At 45.8% G+C, this 18,155-nt stretch carries 16 protein-coding genes; 1 reads left to right on the top strand and 15 read right to left on the bottom strand.

Going from position 1 to position 18,155, the window contains the following annotated elements; all coding sequences use genetic code 11:
- Window positions 1–70: 70 nt before the first annotated feature.
- From AC0VXY_RS21250 to AC0VXY_RS21290, 9 genes are all read right to left on the bottom strand, one after another.
- Window positions 71–523 carry a hypothetical protein gene (locus AC0VXY_RS21250; protein ID WP_475526473.1) on the bottom strand — a complete coding sequence of 151 codons (453 nt, stop codon included), beginning with the start codon at window positions 521–523 and terminating at the stop codon, window positions 71–73.
- Window positions 524–857: 334 nt separating this feature from the next.
- Entirely contained in the window at window positions 858–1,469 is a 612-nt protein-coding gene (locus AC0VXY_RS21255) for a thymidine kinase (RefSeq protein ID WP_060674359.1), read from the bottom strand.
- Window positions 1,470–1,767: 298 nt separating this feature from the next.
- Window positions 1,768–1,980: a 50S ribosomal protein L31 gene (rpmE, locus tag AC0VXY_RS21260; protein ID WP_034765123.1), complete on the bottom strand. Its 213-nt coding sequence runs from the start codon at window positions 1,978–1,980 to the stop codon at window positions 1,768–1,770.
- Window positions 1,981–2,202: 222 nt separating this feature from the next.
- Complete coding sequence (rho, locus tag AC0VXY_RS21265; protein WP_060674356.1) at window positions 2,203–3,465, bottom strand: transcription termination factor Rho; 1,263 nt, start codon at window positions 3,463–3,465, stop codon at window positions 2,203–2,205.
- A gap of 344 nt (window positions 3,466–3,809) precedes the next feature.
- Complete coding sequence (gene glpX / locus AC0VXY_RS21270; protein WP_258264551.1) at window positions 3,810–4,772, bottom strand: class II fructose-bisphosphatase; 963 nt, start codon at window positions 4,770–4,772, stop codon at window positions 3,810–3,812.
- Between the two features lie 368 nt (window positions 4,773–5,140).
- Window positions 5,141–6,424 (bottom strand): UDP-N-acetylglucosamine 1-carboxyvinyltransferase, encoded by a 1,284-nt coding sequence (locus tag AC0VXY_RS21275; protein WP_435988957.1) that lies wholly within the window; start codon window positions 6,422–6,424, stop codon window positions 5,141–5,143.
- A 178-nt stretch (window positions 6,425–6,602) separates the two neighbouring features.
- Entirely contained in the window at window positions 6,603–7,244 is a 642-nt protein-coding gene (fsa, locus tag AC0VXY_RS21280) for a fructose-6-phosphate aldolase (RefSeq protein ID WP_258264583.1), read from the bottom strand.
- 178 nt (window positions 7,245–7,422) lie between these two features.
- Window positions 7,423–8,280 (bottom strand): class II fructose-bisphosphate aldolase, encoded by an 858-nt coding sequence (locus AC0VXY_RS21285; protein WP_138780838.1) that lies wholly within the window; start codon window positions 8,278–8,280, stop codon window positions 7,423–7,425.
- Between the two features lie 180 nt (window positions 8,281–8,460).
- Window positions 8,461–8,823, bottom strand: a complete 363-nt coding sequence (locus AC0VXY_RS21290; RefSeq protein WP_034765110.1) for a response regulator — start codon at window positions 8,821–8,823, stop codon at window positions 8,461–8,463.
- A 194-nt stretch (window positions 8,824–9,017) separates the two neighbouring features.
- Here AC0VXY_RS21290 and AC0VXY_RS21295 point away from each other — a divergent pair, with 194 nt between their 5' ends.
- Complete coding sequence (locus tag AC0VXY_RS21295; RefSeq protein ID WP_475526474.1) at window positions 9,018–9,542, top strand: DUF2529 domain-containing protein; 525 nt, start codon at window positions 9,018–9,020, stop codon at window positions 9,540–9,542.
- A 111-nt stretch (window positions 9,543–9,653) separates the two neighbouring features.
- On the opposite strand, the gene AC0VXY_RS21300 is transcribed toward AC0VXY_RS21295, so the two are convergent.
- The 6 genes from AC0VXY_RS21300 to AC0VXY_RS21325 form a co-directional block, all read right to left on the bottom strand.
- Window positions 9,654–11,258, bottom strand: a complete 1,605-nt coding sequence (locus AC0VXY_RS21300; RefSeq protein WP_435988955.1) for a CTP synthase — start codon at window positions 11,256–11,258, stop codon at window positions 9,654–9,656.
- Window positions 11,259–11,720: 462 nt separating this feature from the next.
- Entirely contained in the window at window positions 11,721–12,281 is a 561-nt protein-coding gene (gene rpoE / locus AC0VXY_RS21305) for a DNA-directed RNA polymerase subunit delta (RefSeq protein ID WP_475526475.1), read from the bottom strand.
- Between the two features lie 160 nt (window positions 12,282–12,441).
- Window positions 12,442–12,624, bottom strand: coding sequence for a hypothetical protein (locus AC0VXY_RS21310; RefSeq protein WP_475526476.1), 183 nt, complete (start codon window positions 12,622–12,624; stop codon window positions 12,442–12,444).
- A 322-nt stretch (window positions 12,625–12,946) separates the two neighbouring features.
- Entirely contained in the window at window positions 12,947–16,213 is a 3,267-nt protein-coding gene (gene icmF / locus AC0VXY_RS21315; protein ID WP_475526477.1) for a fused isobutyryl-CoA mutase/GTPase IcmF, read from the bottom strand.
- On the bottom strand, window positions 16,210–16,863 hold the full coding sequence (locus tag AC0VXY_RS21320) for a TetR/AcrR family transcriptional regulator (protein ID WP_336201559.1): 654 nt from the start codon (window positions 16,861–16,863) through the stop codon (window positions 16,210–16,212). The genes icmF and AC0VXY_RS21320 overlap by 4 nt, the downstream gene beginning before the upstream one ends.
- Before the next feature lie 111 nt (window positions 16,864–16,974).
- The gene (locus tag AC0VXY_RS21325; RefSeq protein ID WP_475526478.1) at window positions 16,975–18,114 is read right to left on the bottom strand and encodes an acyl-CoA dehydrogenase; all 1,140 of its coding nucleotides are present in this window, start codon (window positions 18,112–18,114) and stop codon (window positions 16,975–16,977) included.
- Between the last annotated feature and the right edge of the window lie 41 nt (window positions 18,115–18,155).

Consider the following 18,155-nt stretch of genomic DNA (forward strand, 5'->3'; position numbering starts at 1 on the left):
AAGGAGGAGCGGGAATTGAGAGGGGAGGATTTCACGTGAAAAGGGGCAGCCCATATGCTCCCCCTTTTCATTATCTTTCGGTGATTTTCACATTGATATCATAGCGGGGAATCGCTCTTTGCAACTTGTCTTTCAGCATGGCTTCCTCTTTATCGGTCTCCGCCATGGTCATTTCCTTCTTCGTGTGGGCCGTCACCCACATTTGATTCCCATTGATCCATACCTCATCAGGCTGGAATTTTGAATAATCCCTTACCACTTCACGGGCTTTGTCTTCATACACACCGGTTGTCGTGGAAGTCGTACCTTGAGAATTGGTCAGGTTAGGGAAATTGGGATTTTGATCAGTGATTTCCCGCACATTTTTATCCTGGCGCTTATCCATTTCCGCCTTTCGATTATCGATGAAACGGGTCCCGCCACTGTCATTATGCACACCGTATTCCGACTCTTGATTCACACCACATGCTGTAATCAAAAGAAAGAAAACGGTAAAAGTTAAAGCTAATGCTACTTTTTTCATACTTTCACACCTCCTGCTTTTAGGCTTTCCTGGAGGATGGTGGTTATGCACATGGCAGATTTAAGAAGTAAATAAGTTTAGAGGGAATATTTGTAAAAATACGCAATTAACCAAAAAAATGACGCAATTACTTTGAAAACGACGCAATAAATCATAAAATGACGCAATCCCGGTCGAAAATGACGCAATTCTAGCCCGCAGACACCTTTTCAAAAAAAGCACAGCTAAATCCTGCTTCACACGACTGCATATGAGCACAAATATCGGATTTTCTCTCCATTTTCCTTAAAAACATAAAAAAACAAAGCCCCAATCTCGGGACTTTGTTCCAAATTTAAACTTCCTTCACCATATCCGGAGTGACGCTCATTCCGGTCGGTACTTCATGGTGATGGCGGCATCTTGGCTCGTAGGCTTCTGATGCCCCGACTAGGATGACCGGGTCGTCGTAACAAGCCGGTTCACCATTGATCAGGCGCTGCGTGCGGCTTGCCGGAGAGCCGCAGACGGCGCAAACGGCTTGAAGCTTTGTCACTTGCTCAGCGATGGACATCAAGTCCGGCATCGGGCCGAATGGTTCTCCGCGGAAATCCTGGTCAAGTCCTGCGAGGATGACACGGTATCCGCTGTTCGCTAACTTCTGTACGACGTCGACGATGCCTTCGTCAAAAAATTGAACCTCATCGATGGCAACGACATCCACCTCCGGATTCAGGTCATCAAGGATCACACTTGACTCCTCGACTGCTTTGGCGATGACAGAGGTACCATTATGAGATACAACCGACTCATCGCTGTAGCGATTATCTAGTTTTGGCTTATACACAGCAATTTCTTGTTTGGCAAATTGAGTGCGTCGGACCCGGCGGATCAGTTCTTCGGATTTTCCTGAGAACATGCTGCCGCAAATGACTTCTACCCAACCCGTTTGTTTCATGACATACACGAAAGCGCCTCTCCTTCCTTACACATTGATCTATAAAAAAACAGCCTGGCTGTTAGTGAGAACGGACGATTCATTAGTATAAAGCATTCCTTTATGTACGGGAATAATGCTTAAAATCCGGTAATTTGGCAGAAAAAAAGAGGCACAGCTCAATTGGAACTGCCTCTATTTCTTCAACCATTTGCTTTAAACGTAATAAAAAACAGGCAAGCATGAAGATCCTTGCCTGTTTTTCTAATAGAAGAGAAGGAATGGCATCTACGCACAAAGGCGTACGATGCGGCCTTCTGGCTCTTCATTATTGTTGTTGATTTTTAAGACCGTATTTTTTGTTGAAACGGTCAACACGTCCACCAGCGTCAGCGAATTTCTGACGTCCTGTGTAGAATGGATGGCATTCAGAACATACCTCAACGCGCATTTCTTCCGCTACAGAACCAGTTTCAAATTCGTTACCGCAAGCACAGCTAACTTTGATCGTGTTGTACTTAGGATGAATTCCTGATTTCATTTCTTTCATCTCCTTCCGCCCTGAATCATCTGAGACAGAGTAATTTATTACGAAGATATATGTGATATGAGCATAAGCATGAGAGTAATAGCCAGCCCCTTACCACATCCAGTTTTTAAAAAACACATTGATATCATTATAACAAGGACAAGGTATTTTTGCAACCTGTAAAACTGGAAATTACAGTCTCCCTTTTCCTTGAAAAATCATTCGATTATTAGATTAACGCTTCTTGGACTCTTCTGTCAACACATTGAAAAACTCTTCATTCGTCTTCGATTGCTTCAGCTTGCGCATAAGCTTCTCAGCGAAATCAGGCTGATCGGACATCGCTTTTCTGATCGCCCACAGTTTTTCAAGATGATCCGGTTTGATGAGAAGTTCTTCACGACGCGTTCCGGAACGACGGATGTCGATGGCCGGGAAGATGCGTCTCTCTGCAAGGGAACGGTCCAAGTGAAGTTCAAGGTTACCTGTTCCTTTGAATTCTTCATAAATGACGTCATCCATACGTGATCCTGTGTCGACAAGGGCCGTTGCAAGAACCGTCAAGCTTCCGCCCTCTTCAATGTTACGGGCCGCCCCGAAGAATCGTTTCGGACGGTGGAACGCAGCAGGATCGATACCACCGGAGAGAGTCCGTCCACTTGGCGGGATGACGAGGTTGTACGCACGTGCGAGTCGAGTGATACTATCCATCAGGATGATGACGTCACGCTTGTGCTCAACCAGACGCATGGCGCGCTCAAGCACGAGCTCGGCCACTTTGATGTGGTTTTCCGGCACTTCATCAAATGTCGAACTGACGACTTCTGCTTCTACCGAGCGTTCGATGTCCGTTACTTCCTCTGGACGCTCATCAATCAGAAGAATGATGAGTTCTGCTTCAGGATGGTTCGTTGTGATCGAATTGGCGATTTCTTTGATCAGCATCGTCTTACCGGCTTTAGGCGGTGCCACGACCAGACCACGTTGTCCAAATCCAACCGGTGCAATGAGATCCATGATACGTGTAGAAATTTTATTTGGTTCTGTTTCAAGCTTCATTTGACGGTCAGGGTATAAAGGCGTCAATCCTGGGAAATGCACGCGCTCTTTCGCCGAATCAGGCTCTTCCCCGTTCACCATTTCAACATGAAGCAGTCCGAAATAACGCTCGTTTTCTTTCGGAGGACGTACTTTTCCCGATACTTTATCCCCGTTACGTAGATCGAAACGACGGATCTGTGACGCAGAAATATAAATATCCTCAGAGCTCGGAGAATAGTTGATCGGACGTAAGAAACCGAAGCCTTCTGATTGGATGATCTCAAGGACACCTTCCATGAAAAAGAAGCCTTCTTGTTCTGCACGAACTTTAAGGATGGCAAAAATCAGTTCTTTTTTTGTTAATTTACTATAATAAGAAACTTTGTATTGTTTGGCTAGCTCGTAAAGCTCTTTCAGCTTCATATTTTCTAAGCTAGAGATTGTTAACTCTTCCATTATGACACCACGCTTTATTAATTTGTCTTACTTGAAAAAACTGTCATTGTCTCTCTTTTAGAAAAGAGGCAAAATCGGGTAGATTTTCTTAAAAATGAAGAAATAGTTGAAGCATATATATAGAAAAAACGCTGAAGATAAAAACCTTATCTATTGTAACCATACTTTTCATTAAGAATCAATGACTGGGTAAAAAAAGGAAGGTAGATTTGGTAGATAGGCAGCATTTTTTCCGCTATGAAGAAAAAAAGTGAGTGATAAGAGCGTGGACGGGCAGAAGTCCTGCCCATCCTTTACTCTTATTTAAGAGGAGTTGGTTTCTCTCTCTGTATTGCTTGGTTCTATTATCTCATGACCAGGTTTGGTTTTTTCTGAAGACTGTGGCGCCCGTCGATGAATCGGACGGTACCGGACTTCGCACGCATAACGACAGAATGAGTGAGGCCGTATGTCCCTTTAAGCTGAACACCTCTCAACAGTTCTCCGTCGGTTACACCTGTTGCTGCAAAGATGGCATCGTCACCGCATACAAGGTCTTCCATTCGAAGGATCTTGTCCACATCCAGCCCCATTCCGATGCAACGCTTGAGCTCTGCATCGTTCTGCGGCAGAAGTTTCCCTTGGATTTCTCCGCCTAGGCACTTCAAGGCAACGGCTGCAAGAACTCCCTCTGGTGCACCGCCGGATCCAAACAGGATATCTACACCCGTATGATCGAATGCTGTGTTCATGGCGCCTGCCACGTCTCCATCATTGATCAGCTTGATGCGGGCTCCCGCTTCTCTCAACTGCTGGATGATATGTTCATGACGTGGACGATTCAAGACTGTCGCCACCACGTCTTCAATATCCTTATTTTTTGCTTTCGCAACGGCTTTCAGATTATCGATGACAGAAGCGTTGATGTCGATTTCCCCGACTGCTTCCGGTCCGACTGCGATTTTATCCATATACATATCTGGTGCATTCAGTAGGTTTCCATGGTCTGCCACTGCGAGTACCGCCAGTGCATTCCAGCCTCCGGAAGCAACGATATTCGTTCCTTCCAACGGATCGACGGCTACATCGACGCGTGGACCGTAGCCTGTCCCTAATTTTTCACCAATATAAAGCATTGGAGCTTCATCCATTTCCCCTTCACCGATGACGACCGTTCCTTTCATCGGTACGGTATCGAATACATCGCGCATGGCAGAAGTTGCAGCGTCATCCGCTTCATCCTTCTTTCCGCGACCCATCCAACGGGCCGATGCAAGGGCAGCCCCCTCTGTTACTCGAACTAGCTCCATTGATAAACTTCTTTCCATGTATATAGCCTCCCGTGTTCCCTTTTGTTTTACAATATTCTTAAATTGTATAACATATTGACAGATTTATTGTAACACATTAAGGCGGTTGGAGAGACTTTTTTTCGAAAAAAGTAGGACATAATGGTTTGTTTGAGTAGAAAAGCGCTAACAAAATGTTAAAAAAAGCCAGTAGTTGTTGATTTCCGCTGCAGGTGCTCGCTTTCCGCGGGGCTGGCGGTGAGCCTCCTCGGGCTAAAGCCCTGTGGGGTCTCACCTGTCCAGCGTTTCCCGCAGGAGTCGAGCACCTTCCGCTTCAATCAACTTAGATATTTTCACTTAATCTAAAAGACAAGTTGAACAAACATCTTTACCATATTCTCAAGAATTTACGACTTCATCTGTTCCAATTCTTCAGCTGACATTTTTTCGCGCCAGATGGTGGCTCCTAGGCCTTCGAGTTTGGCTACGAGGTCGCTGTAGCCGCGGTCGATGTGTTCGAGGCCGGTGACTTCTGTGATTCCTTCGGCCATTAAGCCGGCGATGACGAGGGCGGCCCCTGCCCGGAGGTCGCTTGCCTTCACTTTGGCGCCCTGCAATTGGACAGGACCGTTGACGATGGCGGAACGTCCTTCGACTTTGATCGTGGCATTCATTCTTCTCAGCTCATCGATATGCTTGAAGCGGGCTGAATAAATCGTGTCCGTTACGACGGCAGAACCTTCTGCACGATTCAATAACGTGGTGAAGGGTTGCTGCAGGTCCGTTGGGAAACCTGGATACACGAGTGTTTTCACATCCACCGATTTGAGCTTGTCCGCCCTGCCGATATAGATCTGATCATCGTTTGTTTCAACCGGCACTCCCATTTCACGGAGCTTGGCAATAACCGATTCCATATGTAACGGGATGACATTGTCGACAAGCACACCTTTACCGACTGCTGCTGCAAGGATCATGAATGTTCCTGCTTCAATGCGGTCAGGGATGATGGTATGACGGCAGCCGTGAAGCTCGTCCACTCCATCGATACGGATCACGTCTGTTCCTGCCCCTTTGATCTTTGCACCCATATTGCTCAGTAATGTGGCAACGTCAATGATCTCAGGTTCTTTTGCCGCATTTTCAATGATCGTTCTGCCTTTCGCGCGAACGGCTGCAAGCATGATGTTGATCGTTGCGCCTACACTCACGACATCAAGGTAAATGCGGGCTCCCCTTAATTCATCGGCACGGAGGTAAATCGCGCCCTGTTCATTTGTGACTTCTGCTCCAAGAGCCTCGAAGCCCTTAATATGCTGATCGATCGGACGCGGCCCGAGGTGACATCCACCCGGTAATCCGATGACCGCTTTTTTGAAACGTCCGAGCATCGCACCCATTAAATAATAGGAAGCACGAAGCTTCTTCACCTTCCCGCTTGGTAAAGGCATGGACACCATTTGACTTGGATCTACACTCATATCCCCATCTTCCAATGAGACGGAACCACCGATTTCTTCTAAGAGATCTTTCAGCGTTCTTACATCAGAGATATCCGGTAACCCTTCGATTGTGACCGGAGAATCCGCAAGAATGGTTGCCGGGATCAAGGCTACCGCACTATTTTTGGCCCCACTGACTTTAATGGTACCTTCAAGGGGATACCCTCCTGCAATTTTTAGCTTTTCCATATTAAACTCCCTTCCACTGTTCATCGATTTAGGGCATGATTCCCTATACCTCAAACAAAAAGGATTATTTTTCCATTAGAAGACGTTCTAAGAAGTATTGTCTACTAGTGTATACATAATTCGTCAAAACATGTATAGGATAAACGAATTTTTTTCCTTTAGACCGATTGACCTAAAATCAGCGATTGTTCCAGTCATTCAAGAAGGCATCGATTCCTTTATCCGTTAGGGGATGCTGGAATAATTGCTTCAATACTTTAAGAGGGACGGTTGCGATATGGGCCCCTCGGAGCGCTGCTTCCGTAATATGCTGCGGATGACGGGTAGATGCCGCGATGATTTCCGTTTCCAGGCCGTGAATCGCAAAGATCTCGGCAATCTGGGAAACCAGCTCCAGTCCGTCATGACCGATATCATCCAATCTTCCTAAAAAAGGCGAAACATACGTCGCTCCAGCACGAGCCGCTAAAAGCGCCTGGTTCGCACTGAAAATCAGCGTGACATTTGTCTTGATTCCTTCTTTAGCAAAAGTAGATGCAGCCGTCAGACCGTCGGGTGTCATGGGAAGCTTCACCGTAATATTAGGCGCAATCTTCGCAAGCTCCCTTCCCTCTTTAATCATGCCTTCAGCATCTAATGCGATGACTTCAGCGCTTACAGAACCAGGAACAAGATCCGTGATTTCTTTTAATCGGTCCTCAAATGTTACGCCCTTCTCTTTTGCTACAAGGGACGGATTCGTCGTCACTCCTGAAAGAATACCCCATTCAAATGCTTCCTTGATTTCACTCATGTTTGCTGTGTCTATGAAAAATTTCATTTCCTCTACCCCATTTTCGACAAAATTTTCAATCATCTTTTAATGAACGGAAGGGACTGACCCAAAAGGTATCAAACCTCTCCCGGTGCCAGTCCCATCCTACAGCTTCATTCTTTTTCTACCACATAAGGAAAGCCCCTAATCTACCAGCTAGGTCTTTCCAAACATTACCTGTCTCTTACGCCTGGTTAGAAGAACCGAATTCGCGCATTTTACCGATTACTGTTGCTTTGATTGCTTCACGAGCTGGACCCATGTATTTACGTGGATCGTATACTTCTGTGTCAGCCGCTAATACTTCGCGTACTGCTTTAGCAGAAGTGATTTGATTTTCAGTATTTACATTGATTTTAGCTGTTCCGTAAGAAATCGCTTTTTGAATATCTTTTGTTGGAATTCCAGTTCCACCGTGAAGTACTAATGGTACTCCGGCAGCAGCTCCGATTTCTTCCATTTCTTTGAATCCTAGGTTTGGTTCACCTTTGTAAGGACCATGAACGGAACCTAAAGCAGGTGCAAGTGTATCGATACCAGTACGTTCTACTAGTTCTTGACACTCTTTAGGGTCTGCATAGATAACGCCGTCAGCGATGACGTCATCTTCTTGTCCACCAACTGTTCCAAGCTCAGCTTCAACAGAAACACCTTTAGAGTGAGCATACTCAACCACTTTAGAAGTGATTTCAATGTTCTCCTCGAAAGGACCGTGAGAAGCGTCGATCATAACAGAAGTGAATCCTGCATCGATGGCTTCTTTACATTTGTCATAGCTTGAACCGTGGTCCAAGTGGATCGCAACAGGAACTGTGATGTTTAAGTCTTCCATAAGACCTTCAACCATTTTCACAACTGTTTTGAAGCCGCTCATGTAACGGGCAGCACCTTCAGATACACCAAGGATGACAGGTGATTTTTCTTCTTCAGCCGCTTGCAGGATCGCTTGGGTGAACTCAAGGTTATTCAGATTGAATTGACCTACCGCGTAGCTTTTTTCTTTTGCTTGAATAAGCATGTCTTTCATTGAAACTAAAGGCATAGTTATTTCCTCCTTTTATTCAGTCAGTCGACCATTTTGGTATAAATGGCGGCGTTATGGATAACACCTTGTGACATAGTTAACAAATTCACTTGTATCATACCAAAACAGAATTGATTTTACCAACTGCAGAGGCGAAATGTTAAAAATACTACTATTTTTACTATTCAAATAACTTCCTTATACTGGAATATACTGTCTGACGGCTTGTCTGATATCGTCAATATCAAACGGCTTCGCAAAATGGGTAAGCGCTCCCAAGTCCTTTGCCTCCTGAATCATGTCGAGTTCTCCGTATGCGGTCATGATAATGACGCGGATATCCGCATCTTTCTGCTTCATCCGCTTCAGGATTTCAATTCCATCCATTCCAGGAATTTTCATATCAAGTAAAACCAGATCAGGGGAATGCTTATCTACGATTTCAAGAGCCTGGATGCCGTTGGCAGCTTGAAATGTTTGGTAGCCTTCCTTTTGCAACACTTCATTTAATAGAATCCTAATACCAAATTGATCGTCCACAATCAGAATCTTCTCATTCATATACCTCAGTCCCCTTCACATTTTAATAAATTATGTATTCCGACGGTAAATAATTGTATATTTATTACTTATTCTCTTTTTCTGTAAAAAAATCCTGCTTATTCTTAAGATTTTGCTAGAGACCTTTTTCCCCTTTATAATAAGCGTTATGATGAGAAATGTCGAAGATGAATATGGAAGGAGAACTGAACTCAATGATTAAAATGTTCACCACTCAGTTAACGGGACTGTTCAAACGGATTTATGATAAACAGGAATTCGAAATAGAGGACGGCGCACGCCTCCTTGCCCAGGCCGCCATCGGACAAGGAAGCATCTACATAAAAGGCTACCGGGAAATGGAAGCCGTAACCGCTGAAGCCCTTTTCGGTGCCGAGCCCCTTCCATCCGCTAAACGATATGATTCTACCATTGAACTGACAGAAGCGGATCGTGTGCTGATCGTCACCCGCTATTCCACGGATGAAGACGCCGTTGCGTTCGCGAAGAAGCTTTCTGCTGACGGTGTACCATTTGTAGCGGTGTCCGGTATGGTGGAAGGGGAAGAGAGTCTTTTGGACCTTGCCGACATTCACCTGGATACAAAAGTGATCAAAGGAATGCTCCCCGGCGATGAAATCGGTGAGCGCGTGAGCTTCCCGTCAAGCATGGCTGCTCTTTATCTCTATTTCGCGTTGGGGTTTGTGATCCGTGAAATGCTGGAGGAGTATGAGGAGTAATGAATGGAGCCTGTTCCCTTTTTGGGGATGGGCTTTTTTTGATGGGGTTGGTTTGGGATTATTCAAACACAAAAAAGCCCTCCCAAACCAGGGAGAGCTTTCAATCAAATCTTATTTTTCACCATACGCAAGTGACGCTTCCACGAAGTCTCTGAATAGAGGCTGCGGGCGTGTCGGGCGTGATGTGAATTCCGGGTGGAATTGAGATGCGACGAACCATGGGTGGTCGCTCAGCTCGATGATTTCCACAAGGCGGCCATCTGGGCTTGTACCGGAGAAGATGAATCCGGCTTTTTCCATTTGCTCGCGGTAGTGATTGTTGAATTCGAAACGGTGACGGTGACGTTCGTACACGACTTCCCCGTCGTAGGCTGCATAGGCTTTTGAACCTTTTGTCAGCTTACATGGGTATAATCCAAGGCGCAGTGTTCCACCGAGATCTTCGATATCCTTTTGTTCCGGTAATAGATCGATGACCGGGTATGGCGTTTCCGGGTTAAGCTCAGCTGAGTGGGCCCCTTCCATTCCGAGGACGTTACGGGCATATTCTACAGATGCAAGCTGCATGCCAAGGCAGATTCCAAGGAAAGGAATCTTGTTTTCACGGGCATATTGCGTCGCAGCGATCTTTCCTTCGACACCGCGGTCACCGAAGCCGCCTGGTACAAGGATCCCATCTACGTCTGCCAGTTTTTCGGCAACGTTTTCGCTGTCGACAAGCTCAGAGTTCAACCATCTCACTTCAATGTCGCTGTCGAAATGATAACCTGCATGACGAAGAGCTTCCACTACAGAAATATAGGCATCCTGCAATTCAACATACTTCCCGACAAGGGCGATCCTTGTTTTGCGGGAAAGGTTTTTCACACGGTCGACCAGCTCATTCCACTCGGTCATGTCTGCTTCATGGCAGTTCAGCTTCAAGTGCTGACATGTGATTTCATCAAGTTTCTGATCCTGAAGAGCAAGTGGTACAGAGTAAAGCGTATCTGCATCCATTGCTTCGATTACCGCATGTTTATCGATATCGCAGAATAACGCGATCTTGTCTTTCATATCCTGGGTCATCGGCATTTCTGTACGCACGACGATGACATTTGGCTGGATTCCGAGACTGCGGAGTTCTTTCACGCTGTGCTGAGTCGGTTTCGTCTTCATTTCACCCGCCGCTTTAATGTAAGGGATAAGCGTACAGTGAATATACATCACGTTGTCACGACCGACATCACTCTTGATCTGGCGAATCGCTTCAAGGAATGGAAGTGATTCGATATCTCCAACCGTTCCACCGATTTCCGTGATCACGACATCGGAATTCGTTTCGCGGCCGGCACGGTAAACGCGCTCTTTGATTTCATTTGTGATATGCGGGATGACCTGCACAGTCCCGCCAAGATAATCCCCGCGGCGCTCTTTTTTCAGAACAGTAGAATAGATTTTACCTGTTGTCACAGAGCTGTATTTCGTCAGATTAATGTCAACGAAACGCTCGTAGTGACCCAAGTCAAGATCCGTCTCAGCACCATCATCGGTTACGAAAACTTCACCGTGCTGATAAGGGCTCATCGTTCCCGGATCCACATTGATGTATGGATCGAACTTCTGGATCGTGACGCTCACTCCACGGTTTTTGAGTAGTCTTCCAAGGGACGCTGCTGTGATCCCTTTCCCTAGTGACGACACTACGCCGCCTGTTACGAAAATATACTTAGTCATGTATATGTCCCCCTTTAAAGTAAGTTTGGTTCAAAAAAAGTAGAGGGTGTCTTTTGTCGGTATGTCATGAATTTATCTTGTTCAAAGAAGGACAAGTCCATTCTCTTAAAATAAATTCATCTGCATACTCACGCTTAAAGACAGCCTCTTGTTATCAAGATACATAAAAATGTAAGGGGTCTTTAAAGAATCGATCCGTCACTTATAAAAGGTTGGCAAAAACCCGTTCATGTCAATGCATACTTCTTATAAAAACAAAAAACGCCCCGCTTACAATCTTGTAAGGGGAGCGTGATATACGTGATCTGTCCCTGTTTAGGGAGCCCAAATAAAATACTACCTTCCTAAGAGGTAGAAGTCAAGCATAGAATAAGGGATAGAATTTTCAAGCATTTCACGCAAATCAAAAGGCCCCCGGGGAGGCCATAAAGCCTGACGGGAGCCGTACTGATTCGGGAGAGATTATTTCTCTTCCACTTCTTCTGATTCATCTTCTTCGTCTTCGTCGTCTTCTTCGACATCGTCGAATTCATCGATCTCGAGCTCTTCCTCGTCGTCGTCATCGATGTCCAGATCCTCGTCTGCATCAACTTCGACATCGTCGTCATCCGTAAGATCATCATCATCGTCGGCATCATCAAGATCTTCGTAATCAAGATCTTCATCATCCAGATCATCGAAATCTTCCAGATCCAGATCTTCGTCTTTTTTCTTCGCTTTTTTCTTTTTGCTGGATTTCATGGTTGGAACGGTCTCTTCCTCGATTTGATCAACCGGGTACCATTCTCTTAGTCCCCAACGGTTATCACCCATGGCAATGTATCGACCATCGATATTCAAGTCCGTGTAGAATTGAAGTAAACGGCTCTTTACCTCTTTATCAGAGATTCCAAGCAAACCTTTGATTTCCTTCACGATCTCTTCAAATGCCATCGCTTGCTTTTTCTCTACTAAAATTTCATGTGCCAATTCAATGAATGATGTTTGACTCAATTCTTCTTTGGATAATTGCTTAAGACTCACTTTACGCACTTCCTTTCTCTATTTCACACTCTACTAAGTAGAGTAAAAAAGGGCAAAAATTCTCCATTATCAATTTTAACCATATTCAACATTATAATCAATATAAATCACTTTATGCTATACATATCTCGTTTTTTCTGCATTTTTTTCACAACTGATTTCAGGAAGGCCTGCCATTTCCCCACTTCTCTTCTTTGTGACTGTTCCTTACGACCCGGAACGCTTCATAGAATAGATAAAAAGAGAGCAGGAAAAAAGGGATGGCCCCCAGTTGAAGTTGATATAAAAGGATGGCGGCGTATATAGTGATGATTAATAGTATGTAGCGAAAAATGGTCTTCACAGTCTCACATCCAAACGTATGTATCGTACTTTCCTGTCTCCTTGTCTGATAATTCTTATTATATAGGAAATCCTACCCTATAAGTATTAAGTTCATGTTAAAAATTGGTTGATTTCGTATAAAGGATAGACGGTTTGGCGGGAATTTAAACTTGATGTGATTTCTTTTTTATTTTTTATGAGAGAGGCGTTGTTGATTTCCTGACAAAGAACAAAAGAAAACCCACTTCATTATTACTACTATGCATACTGATCATCAAATATTAGCCTACTGAAAAAAGAGACCACTGCACTGATACAGTAGTCTCATTTCCTTTTATGTGTTACATATTGCGTCGGTATTGGCCGCCTACTTGGTAGAGGGCGCGTGTGATTTGGCCGAGGCTTGCGACTTTTACGGTTTCCATGAGTTGTTCGAAGATGTTTCCTCCGCCGACCGCTGCCTGTTTCAGGCGGGTGAGGGCTTCTTCGGTTTGGTCTTTGTGTTGTGATTGGAAGTCCCGCAGATTTTGAATTTGTGTTTCTTTTTCTTCTTTTGTGGCACGTGCCAGTTCCATGCTGTCCATTTGTTCTTCTGAAGGTGGATTCGGATTCAGGTACGTGTTCACTCCCACGATCGGAAGTTCACCGGAATGCTTCTTCATTTCGTAGTACATGGATTCTTCCTGGATCTTTCCACGTTGGTATTGTGTTTCCATGGATCCGAGTACTCCTCCACGGTCATTTAAGCGGTCGAATTCTGTGAGGACCATTTCTTCCACGAGATCCGTCAGTTCTTCTGCGATGAACGAGCCTTGAAGCGGATTTTCATTTTTGGATAATCCATGTTCTTTCGTGATGATCATCTGGATCGCCATGGCACGGCGCACGGATTCTTCCGTCGGTGTCGTGATGGCTTCATCATAGGCGTTTGTATGCAGGGAGTTACAATTATCCTGCAGGGCCATTAATGCTTGAAGCGTCGTACGGATATCATTGAAGTCGATTTCCTGGGCATGCAGGGATCGACCGGATGTCTGGATGTGATACTTCAGCTTTTGACTGCGTTCATTCGCACCGTATTTATCCCTCATCACAGTCGACCAGATGCGTCGTGCCACACGTCCGATCACCGTATACTCAGGATCGAGGCCGTTCGAGAAGAAGAATGATAGGTTTGGCGCAAAGGCGTTGATATCCATTCCACGGCTTAAATAGTATTCGACATACGTAAACCCGTTTGCCAATGTGAATGCAAGCTGGGAAATAGGGTTGGCTCCCGCTTCGGCGATATGATAACCGGAGATCGATACAGAGTAATAGTTCCGTACTTTGTGATCGATGAAGTACTGCTGGATGTCCCCCATCATGCGCAGGGCGAACTCAGTTGAGAAGATACACGTATTTTGTCCCTGATCTTCTTTTAAAATATCTGCCTGAACCGTTCCGCGAACGACTTGAAGGGTCTGTTCCTTCACTTCCACATATTCCTCTACTGTGAGTACGCGGCCGAGCTCTTCTTCCTTCATGCGGATCTGCTGATCGATCGCCGTGTTCATATACATGGCAAGGATGATCGGTGCCGGACCATTGATCGTCATGGACACGGATGTTGAAGGCGCACACAGATCGAAACCAGCATACAGCTTCTTCATATCTTCCAGCGTACAGATGCTCACACCGCTTTCTCCGACTTTTCCGTAGATGTCAGGACGGTGATCCGGATCTTCACCGTATAAAGTCACAGAATCAAAGGCGGTACTCAAACGTTTCGCATCATCATCTTTCGACAGGTAGTGGAAACGGCGGTTCGTCCGTTCAGGCGTTCCCTCACCGGCGAATTGACGCTTCGGATCTTCTCCTTTGCGTTTGAACGGGAATACTCCTGCTGTGTAAGGGAATGATCCTGGAACATTCTCTTTATAGACCCAATCTAAAATTTGACCGTAGTCTTTGTATTTTGGAAGGGAGACTTTCGGGATATCGAGTCCGGATAAGCTCTTCGTCTTTAACTCAGTGACGATTTCTTTATCACGGATCTTTGTGATGAATTGATCCTTGCTGTACGTTTCTTTAAGGTTATCCCATTTTTGTAAAATCTGTTTCGATTCTGACGTTAGTTTGTTTTCGACTTCTTCTTTCAACGTTTGAAGGGACGTTACAACCCCATCATTCGTTTCTTTTTCATTGACCGCTTCGATTGCCCCTTCAAGCTGGAACAAACGGCGAGCCAGGTTCACTTGCTCTTCTGCTTTTTTATGATAATTACGCACCGTTTCCGCAATCTCACGCAGATAATAACGACGATTGTTTGGAATGATGACGTTTTGTTTTTCCACATCTACGTCTTTGGAGAAGCCCGTTTTCCAATCCAGCTCCATTTTCCTGTTCACCGTTTCGACAATTGCCGCAAATAAAGCATTGGTTCCCGGATCATTGAACTGGCTGGCGATCGTGCCGTACACAGGCATGTCATCAAGGTCTTTATCAAAGAGCATATGACTGCGCTGGTATTGCTTCTGTACCTGGCGTCTCGCATCCTCCGAGCCTTTGCGCTCGAACTTATTGATGACGATCAGATCGGCAAAGTCGATCATATCGATTTTTTCCAGCTGGGACGGTGCACCGAACTCACTGGTCATGACGTACATGGACATGTCACAGATCTCGGCGATTTCAGCATCCCCCTGACCGATCCCGCTCGTTTCCACGACGATCAGGTCATATCCTGCCGCTTTCACGACATTGATCGCGTCCTTGATCGCCAGTGAAAGTTCCGTTTTCGAACCACGTGTGGCAAGACTTCTCATATAAACACGGGGATTGAAGATCGCATTCATGCGTATACGGTCCCCAAGAAGAGCCCCTCCCGTTTTTTGTTTCGTTGGATCGATGGACAAAATCGCGATTTTCTTTTCTGGAAGTTCGTTGATGAAACGGCGGATCAGTTCATCCGTCAAGGAACTCTTCCCTGCACCACCCGTTCCCGTGATCCCAAGGACAGGTGCTTTTTTCGCCAAGCTCTTGATTTCAGAAAAAACGGTCTGGGCTGTCGCCGCCACTTCTTCGTTGGCCCCGACTTGATATTCGGCAAGTGAAATCAGCTTTGATACCGTGTTCACATTACCGGTAGAAAGCTTCTCGACTTCCTGATTCACGCTTCCCTTGATGGTCGGGAAATCGCATTCCTCGATCATCTTATTGATCATGCCTTGAAGACCCTGAGTCCGTCCGTCTTCAGGTGAGAAGATGCGGGCGATCCCGTATTCGTGAAGTTCCTTGATTTCACGCGGTATGATCACTCCGCCGCCTCCGCCATAAATGCGGATATGGGAAGCCCCTCTTTCTTTTAAAAGGTCGTACATATATTTAAAGTATTCCACGTGTCCACCCTGATAGGATGAAATCGCAATCCCCTGAACATCTTCCTGAATAGCAGCATTGACGACTTCCTCTACAGAACGGTTATGGCCTAAGTGGATGACTTCCGCCCCACTTGCCTGGATAATCCGACGCATTATGTTGATCGACGCATCATGTCCGTCAAACAGGCTCGATGCCGTGACAAAACGAACATGGTGCTTTGGTTTATAAATCTCAACCGTGCTCATATTACTCCCCCTGTTCTCCCTTGTTTTTCAAATCCGATGATTCCGGTAAAAGTGAGTTCGATTTGAAGATGGATGAATTCCTCGAGTGTATACTTCTTCTGAAGTGCCCAGCGACGGAATCCCCACATCTGCCCCTGGACGAATACATTCTGGGCCAGCATATGGATCTGATCATCATCAAGCTCAAGCTTTCCGCTGTCGACACAGCCTTTGATGAGATCTTCCACCATCCCCACCATTTCAAGTTCTTTCCGGAGCACATATGGAAGGGCATCCTTCGATAAGGATTTCGCTTCCTGATACATGACGAGTACTTCGTCCTGCATCCGGTCCATCACCTGAAAATAATGAGCGATACCGAGACGTAAATTTTCAAGCGTCCCTTTACCAACATCAAGCTCCTCAAGCTCCAATCGAACCTGCTCATAAATGCTGTCACACACTAAATACAGGACATCTTCCTTTGTTCGTATATATTCATACAGCGTTCCGATACTGAATCCGGCGGCCTTTGCAATCTCTCTGGTCGTGGTGCGGTGAAACCCCTTTTGTTTAAACAGAGAGACGGCCCCGCGAATCATCTGATCACGCCGCTTTTCCACCAAACGCTCATCCTTAACAGAAGCATGAACTTCCCTCTTCTTATTCAAAACAACCGACCGCCTTTATATTCCGATTCTCCCATTGACCCCAACTCCAAAAGCACCTGCTTCATCCCCCAACAAAGCAGATACCCGTCTATCTCTCTTAACCTAGCTATCCTATTTCGTCACCATCCGCGAAATAACCAGCCTCTGAATCTCCTGAGTTCCCTCATAAATCTGAGTGATCTTCGCATCACGCATATAACGTTCTACCGGATAGTCCTTCGTATAGCCATAACCCCCGAAGATCTGAACCGCTTCCGTCGTCACTTTCATCGCCGTATCCCCGGCCATCAGCTTCGACATCGCCGATTCTTTCCCGTATGGAAGCCCTTCTGACTCAAGCCATGCAGCTTGATAGGTTAATAGACGTGAAGCCTCGATGGATGTCGCCATATCAGCGATCTTAAATGAAATCCCCTGGTTCGCTGCAATCGGTTTACCGAACTGCTCACGCTCTTTTGCGTACTCAACGGACGCATCAAGTGCTCCTTGGGCAATCCCCACTGCTTGAGCGGCAATCCCGTTACGACCGCCATCAAGTGTCATCATCGCAATTTTGAAGCCATCGCCTTCGTTTCCAAGCATATTCTCTTTCGGTACTTTACAATCTTCAAATACGATCTCAGTTGTTGGAGAAGAGCGTATCCCGAGCTTCTTCTCTTTTTTCCCAACAGAGAACCCTGCGAAGTCTGCTTCTACGATGAAGGCGCTCGTTCCACGCTGGCGCTGGGAAGGATCCGTCAAGGCAAATACGATATACGTATCAGCGATCCCACCGTTTGTGATGAAAATTTTAGAGCCGTTCAATACGTAGTGATCTCCTTCTAAACGGGCCGTCGTCTTCATACCGCCTGCATCAGATCCCGAACCCGGTTCTGTCAGTCCGTAACCACCAATCTTCTCTCCCTGCGCCATTGGACGAAGGTATTTCTGCTTCTGCTCTTCCGTACCAAATTTATATACTGGCCAACCGGCTAACGAAGTATGGGCGGACAATGTAACACCTGTAGACGCACACACTCTTGAAAGTTCTTCAACAGCGATACAATACGCCAGATAGTCACTGCCGATCCCGCCGTACTCTTCAGGCCAAGGAATCCCCGTCAACCCAAGCTCTGCCATCTTCTTAAATAAATCCATATCAAAACGCTCTTCCTCATCACGCTCAGCAGCAGTAGGAGCCACCTCATTCCGCGCGAAATCACGCACCATTTTACGTATCATTTCATGCTCTTCTGATAACTTAAAATTCATCTCAAACTCCTCCTCATATCTACTACATACCGGGTCTGGCA

The organism is Rossellomorea sp. QJM3NY_18, from assembly GCF_056173145.1.

Bases quoted from the DNA above. Each gene is read 5' to 3' on its own strand.
- AC0VXY_RS21325 (WP_475526478.1), bottom strand. From the start codon at position 18,114: ATGAATTTTAAGTTATCAGAAGAGCATGAAATGATACGTAAAATGGTG.
- AC0VXY_RS21300 (WP_435988955.1), bottom strand. From the start codon at position 11,258: ATGACTAAGTATATTTTCGTAACAGGCGGCGTAGTGTCGTCACTAGGG.
- fsa (WP_258264583.1), bottom strand. From the start codon at position 7,244: ATGAAATTTTTCATAGACACAGCAAACATGAGTGAAATCAAGGAAGCA.
- rho (WP_060674356.1), bottom strand. From the start codon at position 3,465: ATGGAAGAGTTAACAATCTCTAGCTTAGAAAATATGAAGCTGAAAGAG.
- AC0VXY_RS21275 (WP_435988957.1), bottom strand. From the start codon at position 6,424: ATGGAAAAGCTAAAAATTGCAGGAGGGTATCCCCTTGAAGGTACCATT.
- glpX (WP_258264551.1), bottom strand. From the start codon at position 4,772: ATGGAAAGAAGTTTATCAATGGAGCTAGTTCGAGTAACAGAGGGGGCT.
- AC0VXY_RS21285 (WP_138780838.1), bottom strand. From the start codon at position 8,280: ATGCCTTTAGTTTCAATGAAAGACATGCTTATTCAAGCAAAAGAAAAA.
- AC0VXY_RS21290 (WP_034765110.1), bottom strand. From the start codon at position 8,823: ATGAATGAGAAGATTCTGATTGTGGACGATCAATTTGGTATTAGGATT.
- rpmE (WP_034765123.1), bottom strand. From the start codon at position 1,980: ATGAAATCAGGAATTCATCCTAAGTACAACACGATCAAAGTTAGCTGT.
- icmF (WP_475526477.1), bottom strand. From the start codon at position 16,213: ATGAGCACGGTTGAGATTTATAAACCAAAGCACCATGTTCGTTTTGTC.
- AC0VXY_RS21250 (WP_475526473.1), bottom strand. From the start codon at position 523: ATGAAAAAAGTAGCATTAGCTTTAACTTTTACCGTTTTCTTTCTTTTG.
- AC0VXY_RS21295 (WP_475526474.1), top strand. From the start codon at position 9,018: ATGATTAAAATGTTCACCACTCAGTTAACGGGACTGTTCAAACGGATT.